Here is a 23,402-nt window from a genome sequence, read left to right as displayed (position 1 = left end):
TGCCCCATGCTGACCGAAGTCATGCACCACTACCGGCTTGCCCGACCGCCAGTCGATGTTGGGTTCTACGAGACTGAGCACCACAAGCAAATCGTTCACGACCTGCGTACGACGATCATGGCGGGCCGGCTGATCGCGCTCACGGCCGTGATCGGGTCGGGCAAGTCGCTGCTGGTGCGCAGGTTGCGCGAGGCGCTGGAGCGCGAGAACCGCGTTATCGTGTCGCGCGCGCTCAGCCTGGAGAAGGCCAAGATCACGGTGCCGCTGCTCGTGTCGGCGCTGTTCTACGACCTCAGCCCGGACAAGCTACCCACCATCTCGCGCCAAGCCGAGCGCCGCGAGCGCGACCTCCAGGAGCTGTTCCGCAAGGCTAAGAAGCCGGTCGCGCTCTTCGTCGACGACGCGCACGACCTCCACGCCAACACACTGAAGGCGCTCAAGCGTCTGGTCGAGCTGGTTCAGGAGGGTGGCGGGCAACTCTCGGTCGTCATGCTGGGCTACCCGCGTCTGAAGAACGACCTGCGTCGCCCCACCATGGAGGAGGTGGGTGACCGCACGACGCTGTTCGAGTTCGGAGGGCTGCGCGACCGGCAGCGCGACTTCATCGACTGGGTGCTCCGGGCTTCGCTGGAAGAGGGCGTCGAGCCCGAGGAGGTCATCACCGACGACGCGGCGACGCTGCTCGCCGCGCGGCTGAAGACGCCGCTCCAGCTCAGCCGCTACCTCGTCCGCGCGTTCGAGGCGGGGTTCGGGATCGGCGCCAAGCCGATCGACGGCACCATCGTTGACGGCGTGCTGTCGCGCCGCCTCGACGACATAGAGCCAGAGCTGAACCGGCACGGCTACGACGTGAAGGCGCTGTGCGACCAGTTCGACGCCAAGCCCGCCGAGATCAGGAAGCTCATGCGCGGCGAGCTGGAGGGTACACGGGCGACCGAACTAACGGACGAGATGCGCATCGCGGGACTGCCAATATGAACGTCTCACGTAGCGTGCGTCGCGTGGCCTGCGTCTCGCGTCCGTTTCACCCGAGGTGCGCCCGTTCTCAACTATAGTGCGCTAGAGCACGGCTTCGGTCTCACGGAGCGTGCGCCAGAATAGACCTATAATCTCGCGCCGGGCCGACCATCATTGCAGGCCGCTACAGTTAGGGGATGGCACTCGCAAGCAGTCAGCGCTGCGACCATCACAAGCCGAAGGCCAAACATGATTGGCTGGAGGAGCCGAGGCGCGCCGCTCGCCGCCGTCAATCCTTCGCCTGGGCCTTTGTCGCCGCGCGATCCAGCGTGTCGAAGATCGCGGTGTGGTTGTGCCGGAGCTTGCCGCCGCGCAGGTCCGAACGGGTATCGATGTCCTTCAGGACACACGGTTCAGCGCATTGCGTACGCTGGCCGCGAAGCATGGCGGGCGGCTCCGCCTCGGCATCCTGACCAATCCCGTAGGGATCGATTCGAAGGGGCGCCGGACGATCGATGTGTTGCGCCAGGATGCCGAGGCGGCAGTACCCGGCGTCGAAGTGGTCACCTTGTTCAGCGGGGAACATGGGATCGACGCCGCGCTGGACCGGACGGGGATCGACGACGCGGTCGATGCCGCCAGCGGCCTGAAGATCGTCAGCCTGTACGGGAAGAGCGCCGCGGATCGCTATCCGTTGGCCGACCAGGTGGCAGGCGTCGATGCGATCGTGATCGATCTCCAGGACGTCGGCGTCCGCTACTGGACCTTCCAGACGCTGATGCGCTTCTTTCTCGAGGTCTCGGCGCGCCATGGTCTCGAGGTGCTGATCCTCGACCGCCCGGATCCCTTGAACGGGCTGGCGGTCCAGGGTCCCCTGTCGCAGCCAGGCCGCGAGAATTACGTCAACCCGCATCCCGAGCCGATGCGCCCGGGGATGACGATGGGTGAACTTGCGACCTTCTTCAACGCGGAGCGCCAGATCGGCGCGAAGCTGACCGTCGTTCGGATGACCGGCTGGAAGCGCAGCGACTGGTACGATCAGACCGGGCTGCTCTGGGTCAATCCGTCGCCTAATTTGCGCGGCATGGATCAGGCCACGGCATATGCCGGCACCGCCTTGCTCGAGCCGACCAACGTCAACCTGAAGGGGCCGGCCGAGCAGCCATTCCTGCGCATCGGCGCACCCTGGATCAAGGGTGTCGACCTTGCCGCCTATCTGAACGCGCGCACCATCCCGGGCGTGCGGTTCATGCCGGTCACCTATACGCCGCCGAAAGCCGATCATTATCCTTATGGTGGCGAGCGCGTGGAAGGTGTCGAGATCAATATCCTCGACCGAACCATCCTGGATGCACCACAACTCGGGATCGAAGCTGTTTCCGCTTTGTGGAAGCTCTACCCGGAGCACTTCCACGTCGACGACGTGAACAAGCTGCTCCTCAACGACGCAATCCTTCAGCAGATCAAGGCCGGCGTCGATCCCCGCCTCATCGCGGCCGGCTGGGCGTCGGAACTCGAAGCGTTCCGCCTCAAACGGAAGCAGCATCTGCTGTACTGACGGCCAGCCCTTGCCCTGGGCGACGGTGTTCGTCGCCCAGGCGATGGCGCGATCCGTTCGCTGCAATCGACGGACGCCGTATGGGTCTTGAAGCTGTCGCCCGAGGCCGACGTAAGCGGCTCGCTGAGCTCCGGCGCTTGTCGCGACGAGGTGACGTGAGCTCCGGCGCTTGTCGCGACTAGGTGACGTGATGGGGTGGACGACCCCTGCACCAGGGTAGCTGTGCAATGATGTGGTCGTTGAGCCACGTCTAGGAGTCGATCCATGCAGCAGGATGTCGTGACCGTCGGTGTCGATCTGGCGAAGAACGTGTTTCAGGTCCATGCGGTCGGCGCTGATGGGAAGGTGTTGGTCCGCCGGCAGCTCCGGCGGGGCGAGGTGCTGAAGTTCTTCTCTTCCTTGCCGCCGTGCCTGGTCGGCATGGAGGCATGCGCATCGGCGCACCATTGGGGCCGAGAGCTTCTGGCGCTGGGCCATGACGTCCGGCTGATGCCGCCTGCCTATGTGAAGCCATATGTGAAACGCGGGAAGACCGACGCTGCGGATGCGGAGGCGATCTGCGAAGCAGTGACCCGGCCGACGATGAGGTTCGTGGCAGTAAAGAGCGTCGACCAGCAAGCGGTGTTGATGCTCCACAAGACCCGCGACCTGCTGGTGCGACAACGAACGGCACTGATCAACGCTTTGCGGGCACACCTGTCGGAATACGGGATCGTCTCCAGCAAGGGGCCTGGCGGTGTCACCGCACTGATGAAGCTCCTCCACGAGGGACAGGAAAATCTGCCGACACATGCGCGGTCGGCGCTGCATACCATCGGTGCTCAGCTACGATCGCTGGCAAGCGAGATTGATCGGCTTGAGACGCAGATCCTCGCCTGGCATCGGGCCGATGACACCAGTCGCCGGCTGGCGACCATCCCCGGGATCGGTCCGATTACCGCATCGGCCATCGCTGCGGCTGTGCCCGACGCATCGCTGTTCCGCTCGGGCCGGCAGTTCGCTGCATGGCTCGGGCTCACACCTCGAGCCCATAGCTCGGGTGGCAAGGAGCGGCTTGGCGGCATCAGCAAGCAGGGCGACGGATACCTCCGCAAGCTGCTGGTGGTCGGCGCGACCGCGGTGATGCGCATGGCGCGCAAGGATGCCGCCCGCCAGCCATGGGTCGCGCAGCTCATCGAGCGCAAGCCAGTGAAGATTGCGACCGTTGGGCTCGCCAACAAGACAGCGCGGATCGCCTGGGCGGTGATGGCGCGCAAAGAGGTCTACGCGGCGGCTGCCGCGCGACCGCCGTCCTCGTTGCCCGCTGAAGCGGGCGACAGGATGGTGTAAGGGCAGCTGAGTGGTGATGACAAACCGGTCAGACCGGGGATCGAACAAGCCCAGGGGAGCAGAGCGCTTCGAGCGCGATGACGTGATTAGGGATCCGATCCGCGGACTTCATCAGGGCCAGCAGCCATGCGGTGCTGCACGAACAGGCCGAACACATGGATGCACCCGACCGGTGCTCATCGCTGCACGAAAGCTCTTGCACCGCAGGGGTCGTCCACACATGGCTCAACGACCACATCATTGCACAGCTACGCTGGTGCAGGGGTCGGCCGCCCCATCACGTCACGGCGAGCGCAGGCGCCAGCCAGTCCAGCGACAGGCTCTTGAACCCGGGCGAGAAAAGCACCAGCCCGGCGACATCGGCATGGTCATAGGCATATTCCAGCGCGAGATTGGCGCCGGTCGAGAAGCCGCCGAGGTACAGTGTGTCGACGTCCCGCCGCATCGCGTCAGCCTGCTGCCGGACGACCTGCCGCCAGTCGTCTGCCGTCACATACATCACGTCTTCAGGCCGCGTGCCGTGTCCAGGGAGGAGAATTGTACGGACCAGATACCCGCGCTTGGAGAGCTCCGCCGCGATGTCCACGAACGTCCACGGAGAGTCCCCAAGTCCATGGATCAACAGAATGCCTTTGCGGGGTTGCCCCGGCTCCGCTGCTGCCGCCGGCGTCCACTCTCCCGGGGCGTTCCACTCCACCTCGGCGGCCACATCAACGCTCTGAAAGGTACGCTGCGTCCGCAGATGAGAAACCGTCGATGCCCGATATTCGGCAAAGGTCTGCGCATGGACGGCATGAGACAGATTAGCAAGAGCATTTCCTGCACCGCTTCGAGCACGATACGCGCGACGCCGCTGCTGTCCGCCACAAGATCGGTCAGACCCACAATGCCCGGCACGGCTAGACGGGCACCCTTCGATCAAATCGTTGCCACCAACAGTTCAGCCTCGGCCAATGGCAATCGGCTGATCCGGTCAATTTTTCTCAGCGACGACCACTTCGCCGGGTCGCAGGTCGGCTACCATCCTCAGCAGCTCGGCCGGTCAGCCCGCGCACCCGATGCCTATTCCCGGTACACACCCACACACCCGAGGCGTTCGCTGCAGCGACGCTCATGACGCGGCCCGACAAGGCGCCTGCCAAGGATCGGCAGGCGCTCCACGCGGCCTGGCGCGCGAGCGCGATGGAAGCGGATCTCGACCTGCCGGCTATGATCGTCGCGGCGGAGGCGCGGCAGCAGGAGGTCCCGACCGGATGGGCAAGGCTGGCGCAGGCGGTGGGCAGCATCGGCGACCGAGCATCGGCGGTGCTCGGCGCTTTGCGGGAACGGCTGGGGCTGTCGGCAAGCGACCCCTTATCTGCCCGACGATGGGCATCTGCGTGGGCCCGGGAAGGCCGCGGCCGCGCATGCGGTCGCCTCAGCGCTTCGCCACCTCGAGCAACGCGAAGCGGCGTTCCCGAGGACGGACATCTTCAAGGCCGCGCTCGATACCGGACTGCCCGTCTCCATCGAAGCCGTGGAGCGCCGTGTCGAAATGCTGACGCGGGGCGGGCAGCTGGTCGAAGGTCGCGGCAGGCGCGCGGAGATGATGACGACGGCGCGCGCGATCGATGCAGAGCGCCAGATCCTCGCCGAGGTTGATGCAGGTCGCGGCGCGGGTCGCTCCTATGTGCCGCAGGAGCAGGCGCTCGAACGCCTCGCGGCTGCCGCAGAGGCTCGGTCCAAAATTGTCCCGAGCCCTGGTCAGGCTGCTGCCGGTGCCATGCTTCTCGCTTCCTCGGACCGAATCGTCGCGATCCAGGGTGTCGCGGTTGCTGGCAAGAGCAGCATGCTGGCAGCCACGTGACATCGGATGGATCAACGGTCTGCATGCCGAGCGCCTGATGCGGCGCGACTTTGTGACCGTGCCGGCGGACATCAGCGTTGCCGAGTTTCAGGAGCGTGTCCCGCTCGGCACGGCATCGAAGGCCGTCGTTCTTGACGAGCATGGCCGCTACCTGGGGATGCTCGCGACTGCCGCGGGGCACGCCGGCGATCTCGCGCCTGAGAGCGCTTTTGCCGATGTCGCAAATCTGCAAGCAGTAACTGTCAGCCCGGCAACGGCGATTGACGCGCTGCTGAAGCAGTTTGAAGTTTCAGTCGCCGATGAACTCGCCGTTGTGACGAACGAAGCGCGGGTTCTCGGCGTCGTTACCGAGAACTATGCGCGTGGCCGCTACTTCGAGGAGCTCGATAGGAGACAGCGCGAAATATATGGAGAGATCCTGACCCACAATCGGGCGTCCACGGCGGCCTTTACCAAATCGGTCATACATTCATGTGACGGTTGGCTCGCCTTCGGGATCTTGCCAGCGTCACCGGCTAGTCTCCTATTCATTCGTACGGCCACTTTCGCTCTGCTTGGAAGAGTTGAGCTCTGGACGCTTGGAGCAGATGACGGCGTTTAAGATTGAGGCTGACGGGTACAGCGGCTCGAAGGCGCATCGTACCCGAGCATGCCGGGCTCTTGCCGCCGTCACGTCGATACCCGTTCCATGCGCGGCATCCGCCAGTTGCCGTTGATGAAAGTGCGGCGTGGCAGGTAGCAGCGCAGGTACAGCGAATAGGCGCCTGATCGCGGCGCCGGCAGCCAGTTGGCGCTTCGCTCGCCACCCGGATCGGTTCGGCTGATCCACACCTCGATCGATCCGTCGGCGCCGCGCCGGATGCCCGGCGTGCGATCACCGATCGAATAGCGCTTGATCGGGTTCTCGGTCAGGAACTGCTGCCCGTCGACCCGCTCGTACAGCGTCAGCGACCAGAAGCTGTCCAGCGGAATGTCACCCGGCACGGTGACGCGGTACGGACCGTCGCCCTCGATGATCAGCCTGTCATGCTCGTCCGCCGCGCCGAGGTACATCGCCTCCGCCGGCGGCAGCGCGCCCAGACCGGCCAGCGCGACGCCCGCGCGCAACAGATAATCCTGGCCGAACAGCCCGATGTTGGGCGCCGGATAGGTCCAGCCCTGCACCAGCGCAGGCGGCTGCTTCGCCAGGCCGAGGATCAGCGCGCGTGCTTCGGCCGCTCCGGCGGCAACCGCGGGATCGTCGCCGGGCACCGGCTTGCTTCCGAGCAGGGCGGCGGTCCGGCGCAGCATCAGCGCATCCATGCCCGAGGGCGGATCGGCCGCGAGCAAGCGCCGTGCGCTGTCGAAATAGTCGCCGGCCGCCGCATTGCGCGCGGCAAACGCCGGAAGGTCTCGCCCTTCGGGACCGCGCAGCACGAACCCGTCCTGCGCCGCATGGGCGGCGGCAAGATCCGCCGGGCCGTCGACCAGCACGCGCAGGAACAGCCAGGCATGCGGGGTCGAGACGCGCACGACATTGGGCCCCGATCCGGTCTGGCCGGGACCGACGATGGTGAACACGCCGCCATCCTCGCCGATCGTGCGCGGGCTCAGCACCACCTCATTGTCAGTGTACATGTTGAGGATCGGCACGCAGAAATACCGGCCCTTCATCGGCGGGATGGTGAGCGTGACGGGCCCGTCGGTCAGGTCGAGCCAGCCGTTGGAATAAAGCGTGTCGTTGTTGGGCGCGGTGAGCCAGCGATCGGCCGGCGTGCTCAGGCGACGCTGGTGATGGATGACGTTCTGCCGCGGATCAGCGGCGAGGTTCCGCGCCCGCGTCGTCGCCATCTCGATCAGCGGCAGCGCATATATCCAGGCCTCGCGCGCAGCCCGCTTCGGATCCACGCCGGCCGCGACCGTTCCGGCAGGAGAACGCTGGGCTGCGGCGTCGCTGGCACGTGTCGCAACGGCTGCGCTGCCGACCAGCGCGCCTGCGCCGGCTACAAAGGTTCGACGGCTCATGGTAAGCTCCCGAAAGTTGGTCACGGCGTGACGATCGCGAAATTGGGATCTGGCTTGTCGAAGAAGCCGGCGAGCTGGGCGAAGGCGGACGGATCACCGTCCAGCGTCGCCTCGCCCGATTGCAGCTTCTGGATCAGCGGCGTGGCCCCGGCGAGCGCGGCAAGGAAATCGGCACGCTTGACCGTCAGCGTCGCATCGATCGGGCCCGCCGACCGCGCGTCGCGATGCACCAGCACGCCATTGGCGATGACCAGGTCCACCGTCTCGTTGCGGTCGGAAAACACCAGCACGACGTGCAGCCGGGCATCGCCCGCCTTCGCCGGATCGAGCCGTGTCGCCAGCACATCGAAGATGTCGCGCGTCGGCAAGCCGGCGAGCAGCCCGTTGAACGCACCGCCAGACGCCGGCCTCACGCCGCCGCGCAGTTCCTTCGCGCCCGACAGATAGAAGTTGCGCCACACCGAATTTTCGCTCTGCCACGCGAGCTGGTCGTAGCAAGCCGCGAGCAATGTCCTGGCCGCGGCGTCCGCGGCGTCGGCGAACACCACGCGGTTGAGCAATTCGGCCGCCCAGGCATAATCCCCCTTGTCATAGGCCGCCTGCGCCAGCGCACGCACCTTCGCGGCCCCGCCCATCGCCGCGACATAGCGCATGCCGGCATCGACCGGTGCGATTGGCTGGAGGTGCACCGGATTGCCGTCGAAGAAGCCCATGTAGAATTGATAGACGGCACGCGCGTTGAAGCTGAGCGATCCGTAATAGGGCCGGTTGTACCATTGCTTCGCCAGCGCATCGGGCAGCTTGAGCACCGACGCGATCTCGTCGCCGGTCATCCCCTGGTTCATCAGGCGCACGGTCTGATCGTGCAGGAACTTGTATCCGTCGCGATGCTTTTCGAGAAAGTCCTGCACCGGCGCCGTGCCGAAGCGCGGCCAGCCGTGGCTGGTGATCAGTATCTCGGAGCCCGGGAAGATCGCCATCGACGCCGTGAGCCCGTCCGCCCAGGCCTTGGCGTTGCGGATCTGCGCGCCGCGCGGCGTGAGGATGTTGTGCTGGGTCGGGTTGGCGTTTTCGGCGAGATCGATCACCTCCCAGTCGGGAAAACCGATGTTCATCTCGGCCGGCGCCTCGGTGTCGGGCGTCACCTGGAAGACCAGCCGCACACCGTCGATCGTCCGCGGCGCGGCGCCGACACCCAGCTCCTCGGTCGGCTTGAGCAGGCTCGGCGTGCCTTGCGAGATGCCGGCGCCGATGCCGTTGTTGACTTGCCCCTCCGGCCCCACCGGCAGCGCCGCACCAAGGTGATACGCGACGCGCCGCCCCATCGCCGGGCCGGCGAGAACGTTCTCGCTCACCGCCGCCTCATAGAAGCCGTCGGGTGCAAGGACCGGCACGTCCGGCACGGCGAACGGCATCAGGCCGGCGCCGCCCCCGAAATGGTCGCCATGGCTGTGCGTGAAGATGATCGCGCTGACCGGCCGCTTGCCAAGCTTTTCGCTGACGAGCTCATACGCCGCCTTTGCGATCTCCACCGACGTGCCGGTGTCGATCACGATCCAGCCCGTGTCCCCCTTCACGAAGGTGAGATTGGCAAGATCGAAGCCGCGTACCTGGTAGATCCGGTCAGTGACCTTGAACAACCCGTGCTTGGCCGACAGGCTCGCCTGCCGCCACAGGCTGGGGTTGACCGTCGCCGGCGCCGCGCCCTTGAGGAACGCATAAGCGTCGAGGTTGACGACGACGCGCCCGTCCGCGGCACGGATCAGCGGATCCTTGCGCGTGCCCAGGTAGCCGCGCTCGGCGAAGTCGAAATCCTGCCGGTCGTCGAATGATAGCGATTGCTGCACCTGCCGGTTGGCGGCGACCGTCGCCGGCGCCGGTTGCACGGCCTGCGCCTCGGCCAGGCCCGGCGCCGCCAGCGCGGCGGCCTGCGCGAGCAGCGGCCAGCGAACCTCCAATATCTTCATGTCCTGTTATCCCCCTGATCGTTCCGTAAGCAGCGCCCACGACGTTCGATCGCACGCTGCCGCGCGCGATCGAGTGTCGCCAGGCCGCGCGCTTAGTGCAGGGGTTCGCCCGAAATGGTGATGCGGTGCATCAGCCGGCGGTGGCCGTGATAGTCGTTCATCGCATAATGCCAGGTCGAACGATTGTCCCAGATCGCCAGCGAACCCGGCGACCATTGCACGCGGCAATGGAAGCGCTCCTGCATGGCGACCTGGTAGAGATAGGTGAGCAAGGACATGCTCTCCTCGCGCGTCCAGCCTTCGATGTGCAGCGTGAAGGCCGGATTGACGTACAGGATCTCGCGCCCCGTGCGCGGATGGCGGATGACGACGGGGTGCACCGCATGGGTGCGCTCGTCATGCCCCTTGAGATCGGCGCCCTGATCGGTTTTCGCATAAATGCCGTCGGTGCTGTAGATATGGTCGGCGGAATGCACCGCGCGCAGCGTCCGCAGCGTCGCCTTCAAGCCTTTTGACAGCGAATCGAACGCCGCGCCCATGCTGGCGAACAACGTGTCCCCGCCGCTCGGCGGCGTTTCGCGCGCCAGCAGGATCGAACCCATGGCGGGCACCTGATCATAGCTGTGGTCGGTATGCCAGCCGCCGCCTATGTTGGTCTGCTGGTTTTCCGCCTTGCGCACTTCGGCGATCTCGGGATGGCCGCCATTGGCCGGGAAATATTTGTTGACGTCGATGTCACCCCAGCGGCGCGCAAAGGCGATATGCTGCTCGGGCGTCAGCGATTGGTCGCGGACGAACAGAATGCCATGGTTGGCAACGGCATCGCGCAGCGACGCCATACCGGTCTCGTCCAGCGCGTTCAGGTCGACGCCGCTCGCCTCCACACCGACATGTTCGGACAAGGGGCGAATCTGCAGGGACGTCATTGATCCTCTCCATTTTTGTTGTGCCCGCGGAAATAGCAAAGTGACTCCCGCAAGAATGTCACCATGGTTACAGTGCGTGCGTGACAATCATCGATCAGCTGCGGCGCAACCGCTGGTTCGCGCGCTGCACCGCGCCGGTGCAGGAGGCGCTCGCCGCGGCGGGCCGCACGGTGGCGCTGCGCGCGGGGCAGTGGGTCTATGGGGAAGGCGACGAGTGCACCGGGATCGCGATGGTTCTCGACGGCATGCTCCGGCTCGAAGCGGCCGTCGGGCAGCGGACCGTGCTGGTGGGCATCGCGCGTACCGGCGACGCGATCGGCCAGTCGCAGCGCCGCGGCGGCGGTCCGCGCATCGTCACTGCGCGCGCCAGCCGTACCAGCCTGGTGGTGACGGTCGGCGATCTGGCGCTGGAGCGGATCGGCGGTGAGCACCCGGCGCTGTGGCGGGCGGTGAGCGAGCTCGTGTACGGACAGCTCGACGCCAGCGTCCACGGGCTCGCGCAGATGCTCGCCCTGCCGCCGCGCGCGCGCATCGCCGCCCGGCTGATGGCGTTCGCCGACAGCGGCGTGGCGCCGCTCACCCAGGCCGATCTGGCCGAATTGTGCGGTCTGTCGCGCAAGGCCGTGAGCGCGCACCTCGCCGCGCTCGAGCGATCGGGCACGATCGCGCGCGCCTATGGCAAGGTGCAGCTCCTCGACGTCGCCGCGCTCGCCCGCCTGGTGCGGTGAAGCGTCCAACGGCGCCTAAGAAACCGAAGACTGCTGCGGCTCAGCACCTGATCACTGGCGGGGAGAACAGGTATCCGTCGCCACGTACGGTTCGGATCAGCATCGGCTCGCGCGGATCGTCACCCAGCTTGCGGCGCAATCGGCCAACCTGCACGTCGATCACCCGGTCGATCGTGTCGGCCGTGCCGCCGCGCGTGCGATCGATCAGGAACTCGCGCGACAGTACACGCTGCGGATGCAGCACCATCGCATGCAACAGGTCGAATTCGCTCGTCGTCAGCGTGATCGGCTTGCCGGCGGGATCGCTGAGGTCGCGCGCGCCGACGCGCAGCAGCCAGCCGTTGAAGCGGAAATTGACGTTGACCGCATCGCCCGCAACGTCGTTCAGCTCGCGCGTGCGCCGGATGATCGAGCGCAGCCGGGCCAGCAGTTCGCGTGAATTGAACGGCTTGGCGAGATAATCGTCGGCGCCCAGCTCCAGCCCGAGCACGCGATCCAGCGGATCGTCCTTGGCGGTGACGATCAGGATCGGCAGCCGCGGCCATTGCACGCGCAGCGCATGGCAGATCGACAGGCCGTCCTCGCCGGGAAGAATCAGGTCGAGGATCAGGCAGTCCAGCCGCTCGAACACGCCCGCCGCCATCAGCCCGGCCGCTGCGTCGAAGGCGAGCACGTCGAAACCCTCCCGTTCGAGCAGCTTCGCCAGCAGATCGCGGATGCCGGGATCGTCCTCGACGATCGCGACCAGCCGGTTGCGACCGTTGCAGGAATTGGGGTCGTTCGGGCTCACCATGCGACGACCCTAGAGGAAATCGGCTTGCTCGCCAGTCCGCCAAAAGCCCGCGCCGTCGCGGAGGAGGAACGCGACGGCGCGGGCACGGGGGCGCCGAGGGTTAGCGGCGCGCGCCGTACTTGTCGGCCATGGCCTTGAGCTCGGCCGGGGTGAGCTTTCCGTCACCATCGGCGTCAATCATCTTGAACCCGCGTTCCTTGCGACCGGCGGCGGTCCATTCCTGCAGGCTCAGCGCGCCGTCCTTGTTCGTGTCGGTGGCGGCGAAGGCGGCGCGCGCCTTTTCGATCCGGGCCGCGGGATCGGTCTGCGCCATCGCCGACACGGCCGGCACCATGCCGATCATCACGACGGGAAGAATAAGTCGCTGCATCACTGTTACTCCATGTGATGCCAGTGTCTCGACTGACGCCCGCCGATTAGCCGAACGCGCCACATGGAATTGGGCGCGATTGTTCGCCCGCGTGACAGAATGTGACGGCGGCGGCGGCCTGGCGGCTAGCGCGCGATCATCGTGTCGAGCCGCTCAAGGTCACCCCCGTCCAGCGTCGCGGTGGCGGCGGCGAGTTGCAGCTGGGCGAGCAGGTAATCGTAGATCTGCGCCGACAGCTCGCGCCGGGTGGCGAATAGCTGCGCCTGCGCGTTGAGCAGGTCGGTCTGCGTCCGCACGCCCACCGACAGGCCGGTCCGGGCGGCGCGCTCCTGCAATTCCGCCGACCGCAATGCCGTGCGCAGCGCGTCGGTGCGCGCCGCGCCGGTCGATACGGCATACCAGGCACGCTGCGCCTGCAACCGCGCATCGCGCTGTGCCGCCGCCAGTTCCTGCTCCTTCTGCCCGGCCGTGGCCGCCGCCTCGCGCCGCTTGGAGGCGATGCCCCCGCCGGCGTACAGCGGAATGGTCAGGCGAACGCCCGCGGTGGCGGCGTGAAGCGTATCCGGCAGCAGGCCGGCGTCGTTGGAACCGCCCAGCCGGTACTGGCCCTGATAGCCGGCGATGCCTTCCACCACCGGGCGACCGCGGACCGAATAGCGGTCGATGTCGGCCGTCGCGGCGCGGGCACTGTGCCGAGCGATGGCGACGGCGGGTGCATCGCGGGCCGCCGTGGTCATGGCAGCATCCAGCGTCACCGGCGGCGCGCCGGCGGCGAAGTCCGCCCGGACGTGCGCCAGGTTCAGTGCCGGCCGGCCGACGAGTTCGGCGAAGGTCGCGCGCGCGGCGGCGAGCTGTGCCTCCGCGACCAGCCGCTGTGCCTGCGCGGCATCGCGCTGCGCCTCCGCCTCGCGCACGTCGGTGATCTTGGCCTTGCCGGCGTCGAACCGTGCCTGCGCGCCGCGCCGCTGCAGCTCATAGGCGTCGAATTGCGCCGCATAGCTGGCCACCGTCTCCTCGCCCTCGGCCACGTCGAAATAGGCCTGGGCGACGCGCAGGATCAGCCCCTGCGCCTCGCCATCGAACTGTTCCTCGCCCGCCGCGGCGCGCGCGCGCAGCTTGGTCGCGTCGGCGCGGTTGCCCAGATCGTAGATCGGCATCGCCGCCTGCACGCTGGTCGTCGCGCGGCCGCCGGTCTGCGTGCCGCCGAACGACGGCGCAAGATCCGGCGGCAGGTTGACGTCGACCTCGGTGCGCGTGACCGTCACGTCGCCCTGCGCCTGCACCTTGGGCAGCGACAACGCGCGGGCCTGCGTCGCCGCCTCCCGGTCGGCACGGCGCTTCGCCTCGGCGGCGAGGATGTCGGGGTCGCGCCCCTGCGCCGCGCGCCACGCGTCGCCCAGGCTCATCGGCGGCCCGGGCACCTGCGCGGCAAGCGCCGCCGCCAGGAGGATCGCAGTGGTCATGATTGGGCCTCCGCCTGGGTCCGGCCATGCCCGCGACGATCGAAGACCAGTTCGTACAAGGCGGGCAGGAAGAAGATGGTGAGCAGCGTCGCGACGATCAGCCCGCCCATGATCGCCACCGCCATCGGCCCCCAGAAGGTCGACCGGGTCAGCGGGATCATCGCCAGGATCGCCGCGAGCGCGGTCAGGATGATCGGGCGGAAGCGATGCACCGCCGCCTCGCGCACCGCCTCGCGCAGCGAGCCGGCATGGGCCGACAGCACGTCGATCTGCGCGATCAGGATCACCGAATTGCGCAGCACCATGCCGAACAGCGACAGGCCGCCGAGCATCGCGACGAAGCCGAACGGGATCTGGAACGCCGCCATGATCAGCGCCACGCCGATCAGCGCCAGCGGGCCGGTGGCCAGCACCACGAGCATGCGGCGCACGTCCTGCAACTGGATCATCAGCAGCAGCACGATGATGAAGATCGACATCGGCACCGCCGCCAGCGTCGCCTGCCGCGAGATCGCGCTCTGCTCCTGCGTCCCGCCGACGACGATCGACGCGCCGTCGGGCAAGGTCGCGCGCAGGTCGTCGAGCTTGGGCGCCAGCCGCTTCATCACCTCGGTCGGCTCGACTCCCTCCGCATCGGCGGAGACGGTGATCGTCGGCTGGCCGCCACGCCAGTAAAGGATCGACGGCTCGGCGTTGGGGCGGATGCGCCCGATCTGCGACAGCGGCACCGCGCCCTCGGCCGTGGCGATCGGCAGATTGTACACGCGGCTGAGATCGGTGCGCTCGGCGCGCGCGAGCCGCATTGTCACGTCGAGCGACCGGTCGCCGTCGCGGAAGGTGGTCGCCACCGCGCCGCCGATCGCCGCCTGCAGCGACTGCGCCACCGTCTCGGTCGACAGGCCCAGCGCGCGAACCTTGTCCTGATCCAGCTCGATCCGCATCGTCTTCAGCGGCTCGCCCAGATCGTCGGTCACGCTGCGCGCATTGGGGTCGGCGAGCAGCAATGCCGCGACCTTCTCCGCGAGCGGCGCCGCGGTGGCGAGGTCGCGGGCGGCGACGCGATACTGGATCGGCTGGCCCACCGACGGGCCGTTCTCCAGCCGGCTCACGCGCCCGCGCGCTTCGGGAAAGGAGCTGGCGAACAATTGCTGGAGCCGGGCGAACACCTCCTCGCGCGCTTCCTCGTCGCGGGTGACGACGACCAGCTCGGCCAGCGCGATGTCCGGCGTCTGCACGTTCAGCGGCAGGTAGAAGCGCGGCGAGCCGCCCCCGACATAGCTGGTGACGGAGACGATCCGCCCGTCGCCCGCCAGCAGCCGCTCCATCCGCTGCGCCACCGCCTTGGTCTGGTCGAAGCTCGCATTCTCGTTGAGGTTGAGGTCGACCACCAGTTCGGGTCGTTCGGAGGCGGGAAAGAATTGCTGCGGCACCGCCACGCGGAACAGCAGCACCGATCCGACGAACAGCGCCGCGCTCACCCCCACCACCAGCACGCGCCGGTCGAGGCACCAGTCGATCGCGCCGCGCAGCCGGTCGTAGAAGCGCCCGCCATATTGCTCCTCCGGCTCGCCGGCATCGTCGCGCGCGTCGGGCTTCTGCGGCAGGAGATGATAGGCGAGAAACGGCGTGAAGATCACCGCCACGATCCACGAGATCGCCAGCGACAGCGCCACCACCTGGAACAGCGATTTCACATATTCGCTCGCCGTCGCCTTGGAGATCGCGAGCGGCAGGAAGCCGACGATGGTGATGATCGTGCCGATCAGCATCGGGATTGCGGTCACGCGAAAGGCGCTCACCGCCGCCCGCGCGCGGGTCCAGCCCGCCTCCAGATGGCTGCTGATCGATTCGACCACGATGATCGCATCGTCCACCAGCAGCCCCAGCGCGACGATCAGCGCGCCCAGCGAAATGCGCTGCAGGTCGATCCCCTGATATTCCATGCCGACGAAGGTGATCGCCAGCACCAGCGGAATGCACAGGGCGACCACGATCCCCGGCCGCCAGCCGAGCGAGAGGAAGTTCACCGCCAGCACGATCACGATTGCCTCGATCAGCGAGCGGGTGAACTCGCCGACCGAATCCGCCACCACATGCGTCTGGTCCGACACGGTGTGGATCTTCACGCCCGCGGGCAGCGTGCGGGCATAATCGCCGACGATCCGTGTCAGGTCCTCGCCCATCCGATCGACGTCGCCGGTCGACGCCAGCGCGATGGCGACACCCACCGCATCCTTGCCGCCGAAGCGCATCTGGAACGTCGCGGGATTGACCGGCTCACGCGTTACCCGCGCCACGGCGTCGAGGCGGAACGTCTTGCCGTTGGCGGCGATCGGCGTGGCGGCGATGTCGGCCAGCGCGTCGAAATCGCCCTTTACGGTCAGGCGCACGCGCTCCGCCCCGAGTTCGAGCACGCCCGAGGGGTTGACCGCATTGGTGCCGCGCAGCGCCTCGACGATCTGCTGGCTCGACACGCCCAGCATCGCCAGCCGCGCGCTGTCGTAGGTGACATAGACCGCCTCGTCCTGCTCGCCGAGCAGGTCGACCTTGCCGACGTCGGGCTGCCGCATCACGCGATCACGCAGCTCCTCGGCATAACGGCGCAGCGTCGGATAGGCGAAGCCGTCGCCGGTGACGGCATAGATGTTGCCGAAGGTGGTGCCGAACTCATCGTTGAACTGCGGCCCGACCACATCGTCGGGCAGGTCGCCGCGATGATCCGCCACCGTCTTGCGCACGGTGTACCACAGGTCGGGGATGCTGCCCGCCGGCGTGGTCGGCAGCAAGGTGATGTTCAACGTCGCCTGGCCGGGTCGCGCCTTGCTGCGGATATAGTCGATGTCCGGGATGTTGGTGGTCAGCGCCTGTTCGATCGGCTTCACCACCTGTTCGGCCACTTCCTGTGCCGAGGCGCCGGGCCAGCCGACGCTGATCAGCATCGACTTGACCGCGAATTCGGGATCCTCCTTGCGCCCCAGGTTGAGGTATGACATCGCCCCCATCACCACCGCGACCGCGATCAGGAAGCCGACGAACTGCTGGTGGCGCAGCGCCCATTCGGACAGGTTGGGCAATTTCATGCCTTGGGCACCTCGGCGATGCGCACCTTCTCGCCCTCCCGCAGCAGGTGGACGCCGGCCGTCACGATCGTCTCGCCGGGTTTGAGGCCGCGCACGAGCAACTGGTTGCCGCTCGCCGAGACGATCCGCACCGGGCGCTTGCGCGCGGTCATGCTGGCGCGGTCGATCACCCACACCATGGTCCCCTTGCCCTCGCCGCGCACCGCCGTCAGCGGCACGGTGAGGGCGTCGGTCGCAGGCACGTCGCGCGTGACATGCACCTGCGCGGTTTCGCCGAAGCGCAGCTCGCCGGGCGGCGCGCTGACCGCCAGCCGCACGGCAAAGGTGCGCGTCGCGGGATCGGCGGCGCCCGCCACGCTGCGGACCCGCGCCGCATAGCGCTTGTCGGGCCGCGACCACATCGTCACGTAGATCTCCTGCGTGCGCGACAGCGTGGCGACGTCCCCTTCCGCCACCGCGATCGACACCTCGGGCCTGGACGGGTCTGCCAGCGTCAGCACGCTCTGCCCGGCGCTGACCACCTGCCCCACCTCACCGGTCGTCTGGGTGATGACGCCGGCGCGCGGCGCGGCCAGCGTGGTGCGGCCGAGCTGCGTGGCGGCGGTTGCGCGTTGCGCATCGGCGACCTGCACCTGCGAGCGCGCCTGGTCGGTCGAGGCGCGCTGCTGGTCGAATTCCGCCTGCGAGATGAAACCTTCGGCGAGCAGCGCGCGATTGCGCGCGAGATTGGCGTTCTGCGTCTGCGCCGCGCTTGCCGCCGCCTGGCGCTGCGCGGTGCTGCTGTCGAGATTGCGCTGATAGTCGAGCGCGTCGATGCGGTAGAGCAATCGCCCGCGCTTCACCGTGTCGCCGGTGCTGACCGCACGCTCGACGATCCGCCCCGCCACCTGAAAGCTCAGCGCGCTTTCATAGCCCGACCGCAGATCTCCGGGATAGGTGAGTTCGGCCTCGCGCTGCCCCGTCTGCACCGTCATCGCCGCCACCGGGCGAACCTCGACGGGGGTTGGCTCCGGCTCGCCACAAGCGGCAAGGGCGAGCGCCAGCATCGCGGCCGCGCCGCCTTGCCAGGCACGGCACGCGGGCTGCTGCGCGCCGGCGCGCGGATCGGACGGCATGGCGGACTCCCTGAAGGGGGCGCACGCAAGGCGCCCGCGAGGGGGAGGATGTAGAGGCCGCGACCCGCACGGGTGCGCGGGCTTCGCAACACTCCGTGTCACTTTGTGTCAGCCATCCGTTGCGCGGCGCGGGCGATACATGCGCGACACGAACTGTTTCACGGCCATCATCACCGCGCGGGACGGGGTGGATAGAGCGGACGGGCCGGCGCCGTTGCCGGCAGTCAGCAAGGCCCCGTCACCGATCATGCCGCACAACGATTTGACCTATCACCTTCGCCGCGCCGAGCAGGAAACCCGCATGGCGATCGGTGCGCTGGTGCCGCGCGCCGAGGCGTGCCACGCCGCCCTCGCCCGTCTGCACGTCCGTCTGGCCCTGCAATTACTGACCGGCATGGCCGGCCCGGCGGGGCGAGGCCACCGCAGCGCCGCGCGGCCCGTGCGCATCGAGATCGCAGCCTGAATTGGACCGACGCGAACGAGCCGCCACTTCGATAAGGAAGCGGCGGCTCGCGAGAAACCGGGATTAAGCGGTGTGTGGGCTAGAAGCCGTCGCCGGGCTGGGTCGCCGGCATCTCCTGCGCGGGGGCGCCGGGCGGCGCGAGACGGAAGGCGAAGGGATAATGTTCGCCGTTCCAGCGCACCGTCATGTGGACGACGCCCGGCCGCTTGCGCAGATCGTCGTACAGCGCGACCGTGACGACCCCGCCGAGGCTGGCGTCGGGATCGACGGTGGTGGTCTGCAGCGTCTCGCCGTCGATCCGGTCGAGCGTATAGTCCAGCCGCTCGCCGATACTGCGCGCTGCCATCGCTCCGGCGCCGACCGCCGCGACCGCCCCGGCCGCGCCGACGCTGTTGTCCTGCCACGAGATCGCCCGCGCATAAGTGGCGCGCGGGGTATGCACGACGCGATAGCCGTAGCGCGTGGTGGAGGCCGTCGAGGCCACGCCCGCCAGCACGCCGGCCAGCGCGAGCGCGCCGACCTGACGGTCGCGTGCCTTGTGCGTGGCGGCATCGGCGAGGTCGTCATGGGTGAGCACGCGCAGCGGCACGCGATCGAAGCTGGCGGTCACATTCTCCGTGCCGAAGTTCGCCGCCCGCCCACTGCGGTTGTACACCGCGACGGAAAAGGCGAGCGTGCGATCGTCGCGCAGAGGCAACGGCCGCACCTCGACCGCCCCGGCGGGGCTGGTCAGGCTGACGGTGGCGACGCCGCGGTCGAACCGCGCGGTCTCCGCGCCGATGCTGATCGGCTGCAGCGTCAGCGGGGGTGCCGCCGCGACGCTCGCCACCGACATGCCGGTCATGGCGATGGCGCCGGCCAGCGAGGCAATCTTGTAGAGCTTCATTGGGGGTCGTCCTGGTCTGTGCGGGGATACGGCAGCGGCGCGATCACCAGACGCGCGGCACGCTGCGGACGATCACGCCACTGCGGTTGATCAGCGTGATGTTGTTGTTGACGTAGATCCAGCGATAGCCGGCCGGCGCCACCGTCAGGCCGTAAAAGGCCGGATTGCTGACGACATAGACGCGCATGCTGGCGGGCACCGTCGCGCCGACCACCCAGGTGCGCCCCCAATAGGTGCGCGGCACCGCATAATAGCCATGATGCGGCGCGTAATAATAACCCTGGCGCGGGCCGTGGTAGCCGGCAAAGCCGGGATGGCCGTGCCACCAATTGGGGTTGTCGCGATCCCAGCGGACGGCGCTGCGCGTCGTGACCCGGCCGCCTTCGGGGCCGACGATCGTCGTCCGGCGGACGGCATGGCCGTGGCGATCCTGCGCGGCGGCAGGCAGGGCGCCGAGCGAGACGGTGCAGGCGGTGAGCGCGAGGGCGCCGACGATCGAGATGCCGTGATTGATACGCATGATGGTCGCTCCAGTTCTTCGAGGACTGGAGGTTTCGCCCGGCTGCGCAACACGACGACGAGCGCCGCGTAAATCATTGTAACAATCGCCTCAGGCGGCGCGCAGCCACAGCCCGGCGCGAAAGCCGCCGCCCGGCCGGTTGGCGAGCGTCAGCCGGCCGCCATGGCGCACGAGCAGCGCCTCGACGATCGACAGCCCCAGCCCCGACCCGCCGGTCTGGCGCGCGCGCGATTGCTCCAGCCGGTGGAAGGGTTCGGTAAGCCCGGCGAGCTGGTCTTCCGGCACGCCCGGCCCCTCATCCTCGACATAGACGACCAGCCAGCCGCCCTCGCGTACCACGCGCACCCCGGCATGGCCGCCATAGCGGACGGCATTGTCGAGCAGGTTCGCGAACATGCGCTGGAAGGAAATACGCGCCACCTGCACCTGCGCTGGACGTGGCAGGGGATCGACCAGGATGATCTCGCCCACGCCGCGGCGCATCTCCACCGCCTCCGAAATCTCGGCGCTCAGATCGATCTGTTCGTCGGGCAGCCGATCCGTTTCGCCGGCATAGCGCGCGAAGGTCAATGTATCCTCGAGCAGGACGCTCATCTCCTCCAAATCGGCCATGGCGGCTTTACGCTGCCCGGCGTCGTCGATGAAGTCGGTGCGCAGTTCCAATCTCGTCAGATAGGTACGATAATCATGCGCCACCGCCGCCATGATGCGGGTGCGCTGCTTGGCCAGCTGCTTCAGCCGCCGGCTGCGATCGGCGAACGCCTCACCCAGTTCACGAATCTCGCGCGGGCCGCCGTTCGGCCAGTCCGGGTCAGGCCGTCCCTCGCCGTCGCTGCGCACGGCGGCGAGCAGCCGTGACACCGGGCGCGTCGTCTGCCAGGCAAGCACGACGATCGCGACGACCTGGAGCACCGCAATCACGGCGATCAGCGCGGGAAAGAAGCGGACGAGCCGGGTGACCACCGGCGGCGTCGTTCCCACGATCTCAACTGCAGATCCGCTGCCGCGCAGCGGCACCACGACGCGGATCGGTGCTTCCGACAGCAACCGCCCGCCGCCGAAGTCACGCACCGAGCTGCCTTCTGCAACGCGGACGTGAACCGGCCGGGCGCCCAGCACCGCACGGTACATGCCGGCAAGGTCGTCGGATACCGCTGCCGGCATGCCGGTCGGATCGGGCAAGGTGAGCCGCGCAGCCAGGCGTCCGGACAGGGCGGGCGTGACGCTTGGCTGATCGCCGGGCACGGACGAACGGATCAGGCGCACGTGGCGGAAGTTCGTACCGACGGCGGCGAGCACCGCGGGCCGCACGTCGGCGGGCGAACGCTCGATCGCATGGACGATCAGGGCGACCTCGTCGGGATCGGGCAGGCGGTAGGAGGTCTGCCGCGGCCTGCCGATGCCGACAAACAGCAGGGCCAGCAGTGCCGCCATCACCAGCGTGTGAAGCAGCAGCAGTGCGGCAAGCCGTGCGCGCACGCTGTCGAACAGCCGCACCCGGCTCAGCACCGCACCACCGGCACCGCGAACATGTAGCCGTCGCCGCGAACCGTGCGGATCAGCGCCGGCTCGCGTGGATCATCTCCGATCTTGCGCCGCAGACGGCTGAGTTGCACGTCCACCGCGCGATCGAACGGCGTGGCCGCGCGCCCGCGCGTCCAGTCCAGCAACTGGTCGCGCGTGACCACGCGTTGCGGATGCGACACCAGCGCCAGCAGCAGATCGAATTCGCCTCCGGTCAGGCTGACGATATCGCCGCTCGGCGCGGTGAGGCTGCGATTCGCGGCCGACAACGTCCATCCGATGAAACGGAAGGCGCCGCGATGTTCGCCCTCTGCTGCTCCGCTGTCCGCGCGCATACGGCGCAGCGCTGCCCGAACGCGGGCGAGCAGCTCGCGCGCGTTGAACGGCTTGGCGAGGTAATCGTCGGCCCCCACTTCCAGGCCGATGATCCGGTCGACGTCGTCGCCTCTGGCGCTGACCATCAGGATCGGCAGCCGGGGCCGCGCGGCACGCAATGTGCGGCAGATCGAGAGGCCGTCCTCGCCAGGAAGCATCACGTCCAGAATAAGACAGTCGATCCGCTCGGTCGAAGCCGACCGGAAGAACGAGCCGGCGTCGGCGAAGGCATGCACCTCGAAACCTTCGCGCTGTAGCAGATCCGTCACGAGTTCCCTGATCCCGGGATCGTCCTCGATCACTGCCACCAGCGTGCGCGCGCTGTCCATGTCCATGCTCCGGTCCGCCAGCCAAGGCGTGACGCTCATCACGTTCGCTACTGTCCCGCCGCTGTGCTCTTTAGGCGGTAAGGACGCGAGCCATGCTGCTCCTGCGTAACGGAGGGTAACGGGATGTAACAATGAAGCTGGAGAGAAGCCCGCAGGTCGGTCGCGCGGGCGGTCACGCCCGAGCCGCGTTTCGGGCACGCCGCGGAAGCGGAACGGACGACCTGCCGCCGCTCGTTCGTGGCCGTTTGGGACAGGTGCGGCTTCAGGCAGCAGGCAATCCGAATTGCACTGCGGCAAGTGAAAATTCGTAACGCGTGTCCCACCGGGTCATCTCGGTCAAAGGCCAGCGCTTGGGACGCTGTGGCAGGTCGCCGTGCCATGGCCGCGGCTCGCAATAACCGAGCTCGGCGTCGAACACGTCAAGATCGTTGAACAACTCGATCAGCGCCTTGTCCGCCCCGTGGTGATAGGAGGCGATGTTGTGGCCCGCCGTGTGGCGCGCAGGGCCCCATAAGGTCGGGACCTTGTGACGCGTCAGCAGGTCGGCGGCGCGCACCTGATGCTCGGGGCCGTTCAGCTGGAAGGCGAGGTGGTGAAGCGTGGCGAACGGAGCGACGGTCACGTTCATCACGTGGTGATCGCGGTTACAGGTAACGAAGGTGACGAACTGGTCGAACCAGTCGGTCGCAACGAAACCGAGGCCGTCGTTGAGGAACCGGAGCAGGCCGGCCGGATCGGGTGAGAGCACGGCGACATGCCCGAGCTTGAGCGGGCCGACCTTGCCGGTCGCGAAGCCAGGTGCGGGTGTCGCCATGTTCGCGATGATCTGGAAGCAATGCCCTCCGACATCGCGCACTTCAAGCAGCGAGGCGATACCTGGACGCGCATCGCTCTTCAGTTCGCTGGTGAACCCTAGCTTGTGTAGATGCTTGGCGAGATCGGCCAGCGGCATCGCCGCCGATACCTGAAGCCCGATCGCTCCCAACCCTTCCCGCGGCGCCTGGTGAAGTGCGAGATTGTGGTGATCGAGCCCAAGGCTGAGATACGTCGTCCCGCCCGCCGTCTCTACCGGAACGAGGCCGAGCACCTCTTGGTAATAGCCGCGCGCACCGTCGAGTGACGGCGTCGCCAGATCGACATAGGCGAGACGGAACACGTTCGGCATGGGA

At 67.7% G+C, this 23,402-nt stretch carries 22 protein-coding genes; 6 read left to right on the top strand and 16 right to left on the bottom strand.

From position 1 onward, the window contains the following. Positions 1-6: 6 nt before the first annotated feature. Entirely contained in the window at positions 7-978 is a 972-nt protein-coding gene (locus ACQKJZ_RS02420; protein ID WP_007406337.1) for an ExeA family protein, read from the top strand. Positions 979-1,246: 268 nt separating this feature from the next. Here ACQKJZ_RS02420 and ACQKJZ_RS02415 read toward each other — a convergent pair whose 3' ends face one another. Further along, positions 1,247-1,402, bottom strand: a complete 156-nt coding sequence (locus tag ACQKJZ_RS02415) for a hypothetical protein (RefSeq protein ID WP_427729851.1) — start codon at positions 1,400-1,402, stop codon at positions 1,247-1,249. On the opposite strand from ACQKJZ_RS02415, the gene ACQKJZ_RS02410 reads away from it, so the two are divergent. Both ACQKJZ_RS02410 and ACQKJZ_RS02405 read left to right on the top strand, forming a co-directional pair. Beyond that, entirely contained in the window at positions 1,379-2,515 is a 1,137-nt protein-coding gene (locus ACQKJZ_RS02410) for a DUF1343 domain-containing protein (protein WP_427729850.1), read from the top strand. The genes ACQKJZ_RS02415 and ACQKJZ_RS02410 overlap by 24 nt on opposite strands. A gap of 264 nt (positions 2,516-2,779) precedes the next feature. Beyond that, positions 2,780-3,844: an IS110 family transposase gene (locus tag ACQKJZ_RS02405; protein WP_427729846.1), complete on the top strand. Its 1,065-nt coding sequence runs from the start codon at positions 2,780-2,782 to the stop codon at positions 3,842-3,844. A 277-nt stretch (positions 3,845-4,121) separates the two neighbouring features. On the opposite strand, the gene ACQKJZ_RS02400 is transcribed toward ACQKJZ_RS02405, so the two are convergent. Both ACQKJZ_RS02400 and ACQKJZ_RS02395 read right to left on the bottom strand, forming a co-directional pair. After that, complete coding sequence (locus ACQKJZ_RS02400; protein ID WP_427729849.1) at positions 4,122-4,541, bottom strand: alpha/beta hydrolase; 420 nt, start codon at positions 4,539-4,541, stop codon at positions 4,122-4,124. Positions 4,542-5,261: 720 nt separating this feature from the next. Next, positions 5,262-5,693, bottom strand: a complete 432-nt coding sequence (locus ACQKJZ_RS02395) for a hypothetical protein (protein ID WP_427729845.1) — start codon at positions 5,691-5,693, stop codon at positions 5,262-5,264. A 34-nt stretch (positions 5,694-5,727) separates the two neighbouring features. Here ACQKJZ_RS02395 and ACQKJZ_RS02390 point away from each other — a divergent pair, with 34 nt between their 5' ends. Then, positions 5,728-6,291, top strand: coding sequence for a CBS domain-containing protein (locus tag ACQKJZ_RS02390; protein ID WP_427729844.1), 564 nt, complete (start codon positions 5,728-5,730; stop codon positions 6,289-6,291). A 68-nt stretch (positions 6,292-6,359) separates the two neighbouring features. Here ACQKJZ_RS02390 and ACQKJZ_RS02385 read toward each other — a convergent pair whose 3' ends face one another. The 3 genes from ACQKJZ_RS02385 to ACQKJZ_RS02375 all read right to left on the bottom strand — a co-directional run bounded on the left by ACQKJZ_RS02385 (position 6,360) and on the right by ACQKJZ_RS02375 (position 10,587). Then, positions 6,360-7,694: a DUF1254 domain-containing protein gene (locus ACQKJZ_RS02385; protein WP_427729843.1), complete on the bottom strand. Its 1,335-nt coding sequence runs from the start codon at positions 7,692-7,694 to the stop codon at positions 6,360-6,362. Positions 7,695-7,714: 20 nt separating this feature from the next. Continuing rightward, positions 7,715-9,661 carry an alkyl/aryl-sulfatase gene (locus ACQKJZ_RS02380; RefSeq protein WP_427729842.1) on the bottom strand — a complete coding sequence of 649 codons (1,947 nt, stop codon included), beginning with the start codon at positions 9,659-9,661 and terminating at the stop codon, positions 7,715-7,717. Between the two features lie 92 nt (positions 9,662-9,753). After that, the gene (locus ACQKJZ_RS02375) at positions 9,754-10,587 is read right to left on the bottom strand and encodes a TauD/TfdA dioxygenase family protein (RefSeq protein ID WP_191864914.1); all 834 of its coding nucleotides are present in this window, start codon (positions 10,585-10,587) and stop codon (positions 9,754-9,756) included. Positions 10,588-10,667: 80 nt separating this feature from the next. Here ACQKJZ_RS02375 and ACQKJZ_RS02370 point away from each other — a divergent pair, with 80 nt between their 5' ends. Next, on the top strand, positions 10,668-11,315 hold the full coding sequence (locus ACQKJZ_RS02370; RefSeq protein WP_191864915.1) for a Crp/Fnr family transcriptional regulator: 648 nt from the start codon (positions 10,668-10,670) through the stop codon (positions 11,313-11,315). Positions 11,316-11,355: 40 nt separating this feature from the next. Here ACQKJZ_RS02370 and ACQKJZ_RS02365 read toward each other — a convergent pair whose 3' ends face one another. The 5 genes from ACQKJZ_RS02365 to ACQKJZ_RS02345 all read right to left on the bottom strand — a co-directional run bounded on the left by ACQKJZ_RS02365 (position 11,356) and on the right by ACQKJZ_RS02345 (position 18,136). After that, entirely contained in the window at positions 11,356-12,108 is a 753-nt protein-coding gene (locus tag ACQKJZ_RS02365; RefSeq protein WP_191864916.1) for a response regulator, read from the bottom strand. A gap of 100 nt (positions 12,109-12,208) precedes the next feature. After that, positions 12,209-12,478 carry an EF-hand domain-containing protein gene (locus ACQKJZ_RS02360; RefSeq protein WP_191864917.1) on the bottom strand — a complete coding sequence of 90 codons (270 nt, stop codon included), beginning with the start codon at positions 12,476-12,478 and terminating at the stop codon, positions 12,209-12,211. 125 nt (positions 12,479-12,603) lie between these two features. Next, complete coding sequence (locus tag ACQKJZ_RS02355; RefSeq protein ID WP_191864918.1) at positions 12,604-13,941, bottom strand: TolC family outer membrane protein; 1,338 nt, start codon at positions 13,939-13,941, stop codon at positions 12,604-12,606. Next, entirely contained in the window at positions 13,938-17,021 is a 3,084-nt protein-coding gene (locus ACQKJZ_RS02350) for an efflux RND transporter permease subunit (protein WP_314471384.1), read from the bottom strand. The genes ACQKJZ_RS02355 and ACQKJZ_RS02350 overlap by 4 nt, the downstream gene beginning before the upstream one ends. Continuing rightward, positions 17,018-18,136 carry an efflux RND transporter periplasmic adaptor subunit gene (locus ACQKJZ_RS02345; protein ID WP_191864920.1) on the bottom strand — a complete coding sequence of 373 codons (1,119 nt, stop codon included), beginning with the start codon at positions 18,134-18,136 and terminating at the stop codon, positions 17,018-17,020. Before ACQKJZ_RS02345 ends, ACQKJZ_RS02350 begins: the two co-directional genes overlap by 4 nt. Before the next feature lie 139 nt (positions 18,137-18,275). On the opposite strand from ACQKJZ_RS02345, the gene ACQKJZ_RS02340 reads away from it, so the two are divergent. Then, entirely contained in the window at positions 18,276-18,599 is a 324-nt protein-coding gene (locus tag ACQKJZ_RS02340) for a hypothetical protein (RefSeq protein WP_191864921.1), read from the top strand. 79 nt (positions 18,600-18,678) lie between these two features. Here the strand turns inward: ACQKJZ_RS02340 and ACQKJZ_RS02335 are convergent, their stop codons facing one another. From ACQKJZ_RS02335 to ACQKJZ_RS02315, 5 genes are all read right to left on the bottom strand, one after another. Then, on the bottom strand, positions 18,679-19,485 hold the full coding sequence (locus ACQKJZ_RS02335) for a hypothetical protein (protein ID WP_191864922.1): 807 nt from the start codon (positions 19,483-19,485) through the stop codon (positions 18,679-18,681). A 43-nt stretch (positions 19,486-19,528) separates the two neighbouring features. Continuing rightward, positions 19,529-20,005: an RcnB family protein gene (locus ACQKJZ_RS02330; RefSeq protein WP_191864923.1), complete on the bottom strand. Its 477-nt coding sequence runs from the start codon at positions 20,003-20,005 to the stop codon at positions 19,529-19,531. 90 nt (positions 20,006-20,095) lie between these two features. Then, positions 20,096-21,514: an ATP-binding protein gene (locus tag ACQKJZ_RS02325; protein WP_191864924.1), complete on the bottom strand. Its 1,419-nt coding sequence runs from the start codon at positions 21,512-21,514 to the stop codon at positions 20,096-20,098. After that, entirely contained in the window at positions 21,508-22,272 is a 765-nt protein-coding gene (locus ACQKJZ_RS02320) for a response regulator (RefSeq protein ID WP_427729841.1), read from the bottom strand. The genes ACQKJZ_RS02325 and ACQKJZ_RS02320 overlap by 7 nt, the downstream gene beginning before the upstream one ends. Before the next feature lie 223 nt (positions 22,273-22,495). Next, entirely contained in the window at positions 22,496-23,398 is a 903-nt protein-coding gene (locus tag ACQKJZ_RS02315) for a VOC family protein (RefSeq protein WP_191864926.1), read from the bottom strand. Positions 23,399-23,402: the final 4 nt, after the last annotated feature.

The organism is Sphingomonas sp. NPDC019816 (assembly GCF_050274375.1).
Lineage (GTDB): Bacteria > Pseudomonadota > Alphaproteobacteria > Sphingomonadales > Sphingomonadaceae > Sphingomonas.
This window is presented reverse-complemented; position numbering and strand designations above follow the sequence as displayed.

What these genes read in the sequence shown, in the direction of transcription:
- ACQKJZ_RS02360 (WP_191864917.1), bottom strand. Translation starts at nt 12,478, where the DNA reads ATGCAGCGACTTATTCTTCCCGTCGTGATGATCGGCATGGTGCCGGCC.
- ACQKJZ_RS02415 (WP_427729851.1), bottom strand. Translation starts at nt 1,402, where the DNA reads ATGCTTCGCGGCCAGCGTACGCAATGCGCTGAACCGTGTGTCCTGAAG.
- ACQKJZ_RS02420 (WP_007406337.1), top strand. Translation starts at nt 7, where the DNA reads ATGCTGACCGAAGTCATGCACCACTACCGGCTTGCCCGACCGCCAGTC.
- ACQKJZ_RS02350 (WP_314471384.1), bottom strand. Translation starts at nt 17,021, where the DNA reads ATGAAATTGCCCAACCTGTCCGAATGGGCGCTGCGCCACCAGCAGTTC.
- ACQKJZ_RS02315 (WP_191864926.1), bottom strand. Translation starts at nt 23,398, where the DNA reads ATGCCGAACGTGTTCCGTCTCGCCTATGTCGATCTGGCGACGCCGTCA.
- ACQKJZ_RS02380 (WP_427729842.1), bottom strand. Translation starts at nt 9,661, where the DNA reads ATGAAGATATTGGAGGTTCGCTGGCCGCTGCTCGCGCAGGCCGCCGCG.
- ACQKJZ_RS02330 (WP_191864923.1), bottom strand. Translation starts at nt 20,005, where the DNA reads ATGCGTATCAATCACGGCATCTCGATCGTCGGCGCCCTCGCGCTCACC.
- ACQKJZ_RS02340 (WP_191864921.1), top strand. Translation starts at nt 18,276, where the DNA reads ATGCGCGACACGAACTGTTTCACGGCCATCATCACCGCGCGGGACGGG.
- ACQKJZ_RS02405 (WP_427729846.1), top strand. Translation starts at nt 2,780, where the DNA reads ATGCAGCAGGATGTCGTGACCGTCGGTGTCGATCTGGCGAAGAACGTG.
- ACQKJZ_RS02385 (WP_427729843.1), bottom strand. Translation starts at nt 7,694, where the DNA reads ATGAGCCGTCGAACCTTTGTAGCCGGCGCAGGCGCGCTGGTCGGCAGC.
- ACQKJZ_RS02365 (WP_191864916.1), bottom strand. Translation starts at nt 12,108, where the DNA reads ATGGTGAGCCCGAACGACCCCAATTCCTGCAACGGTCGCAACCGGCTG.
- ACQKJZ_RS02395 (WP_427729845.1), bottom strand. Translation starts at nt 5,693, where the DNA reads ATGTCACGTGGCTGCCAGCATGCTGCTCTTGCCAGCAACCGCGACACC.
- ACQKJZ_RS02320 (WP_427729841.1), bottom strand. Translation starts at nt 22,272, where the DNA reads ATGAGCGTCACGCCTTGGCTGGCGGACCGGAGCATGGACATGGACAGC.
- ACQKJZ_RS02335 (WP_191864922.1), bottom strand. Translation starts at nt 19,485, where the DNA reads ATGAAGCTCTACAAGATTGCCTCGCTGGCCGGCGCCATCGCCATGACC.
- ACQKJZ_RS02390 (WP_427729844.1), top strand. Translation starts at nt 5,728, where the DNA reads ATGCGGCGCGACTTTGTGACCGTGCCGGCGGACATCAGCGTTGCCGAG.
- ACQKJZ_RS02375 (WP_191864914.1), bottom strand. Translation starts at nt 10,587, where the DNA reads ATGACGTCCCTGCAGATTCGCCCCTTGTCCGAACATGTCGGTGTGGAG.
- ACQKJZ_RS02355 (WP_191864918.1), bottom strand. Translation starts at nt 13,941, where the DNA reads ATGACCACTGCGATCCTCCTGGCGGCGGCGCTTGCCGCGCAGGTGCCC.
- ACQKJZ_RS02345 (WP_191864920.1), bottom strand. Translation starts at nt 18,136, where the DNA reads ATGCCGTCCGATCCGCGCGCCGGCGCGCAGCAGCCCGCGTGCCGTGCC.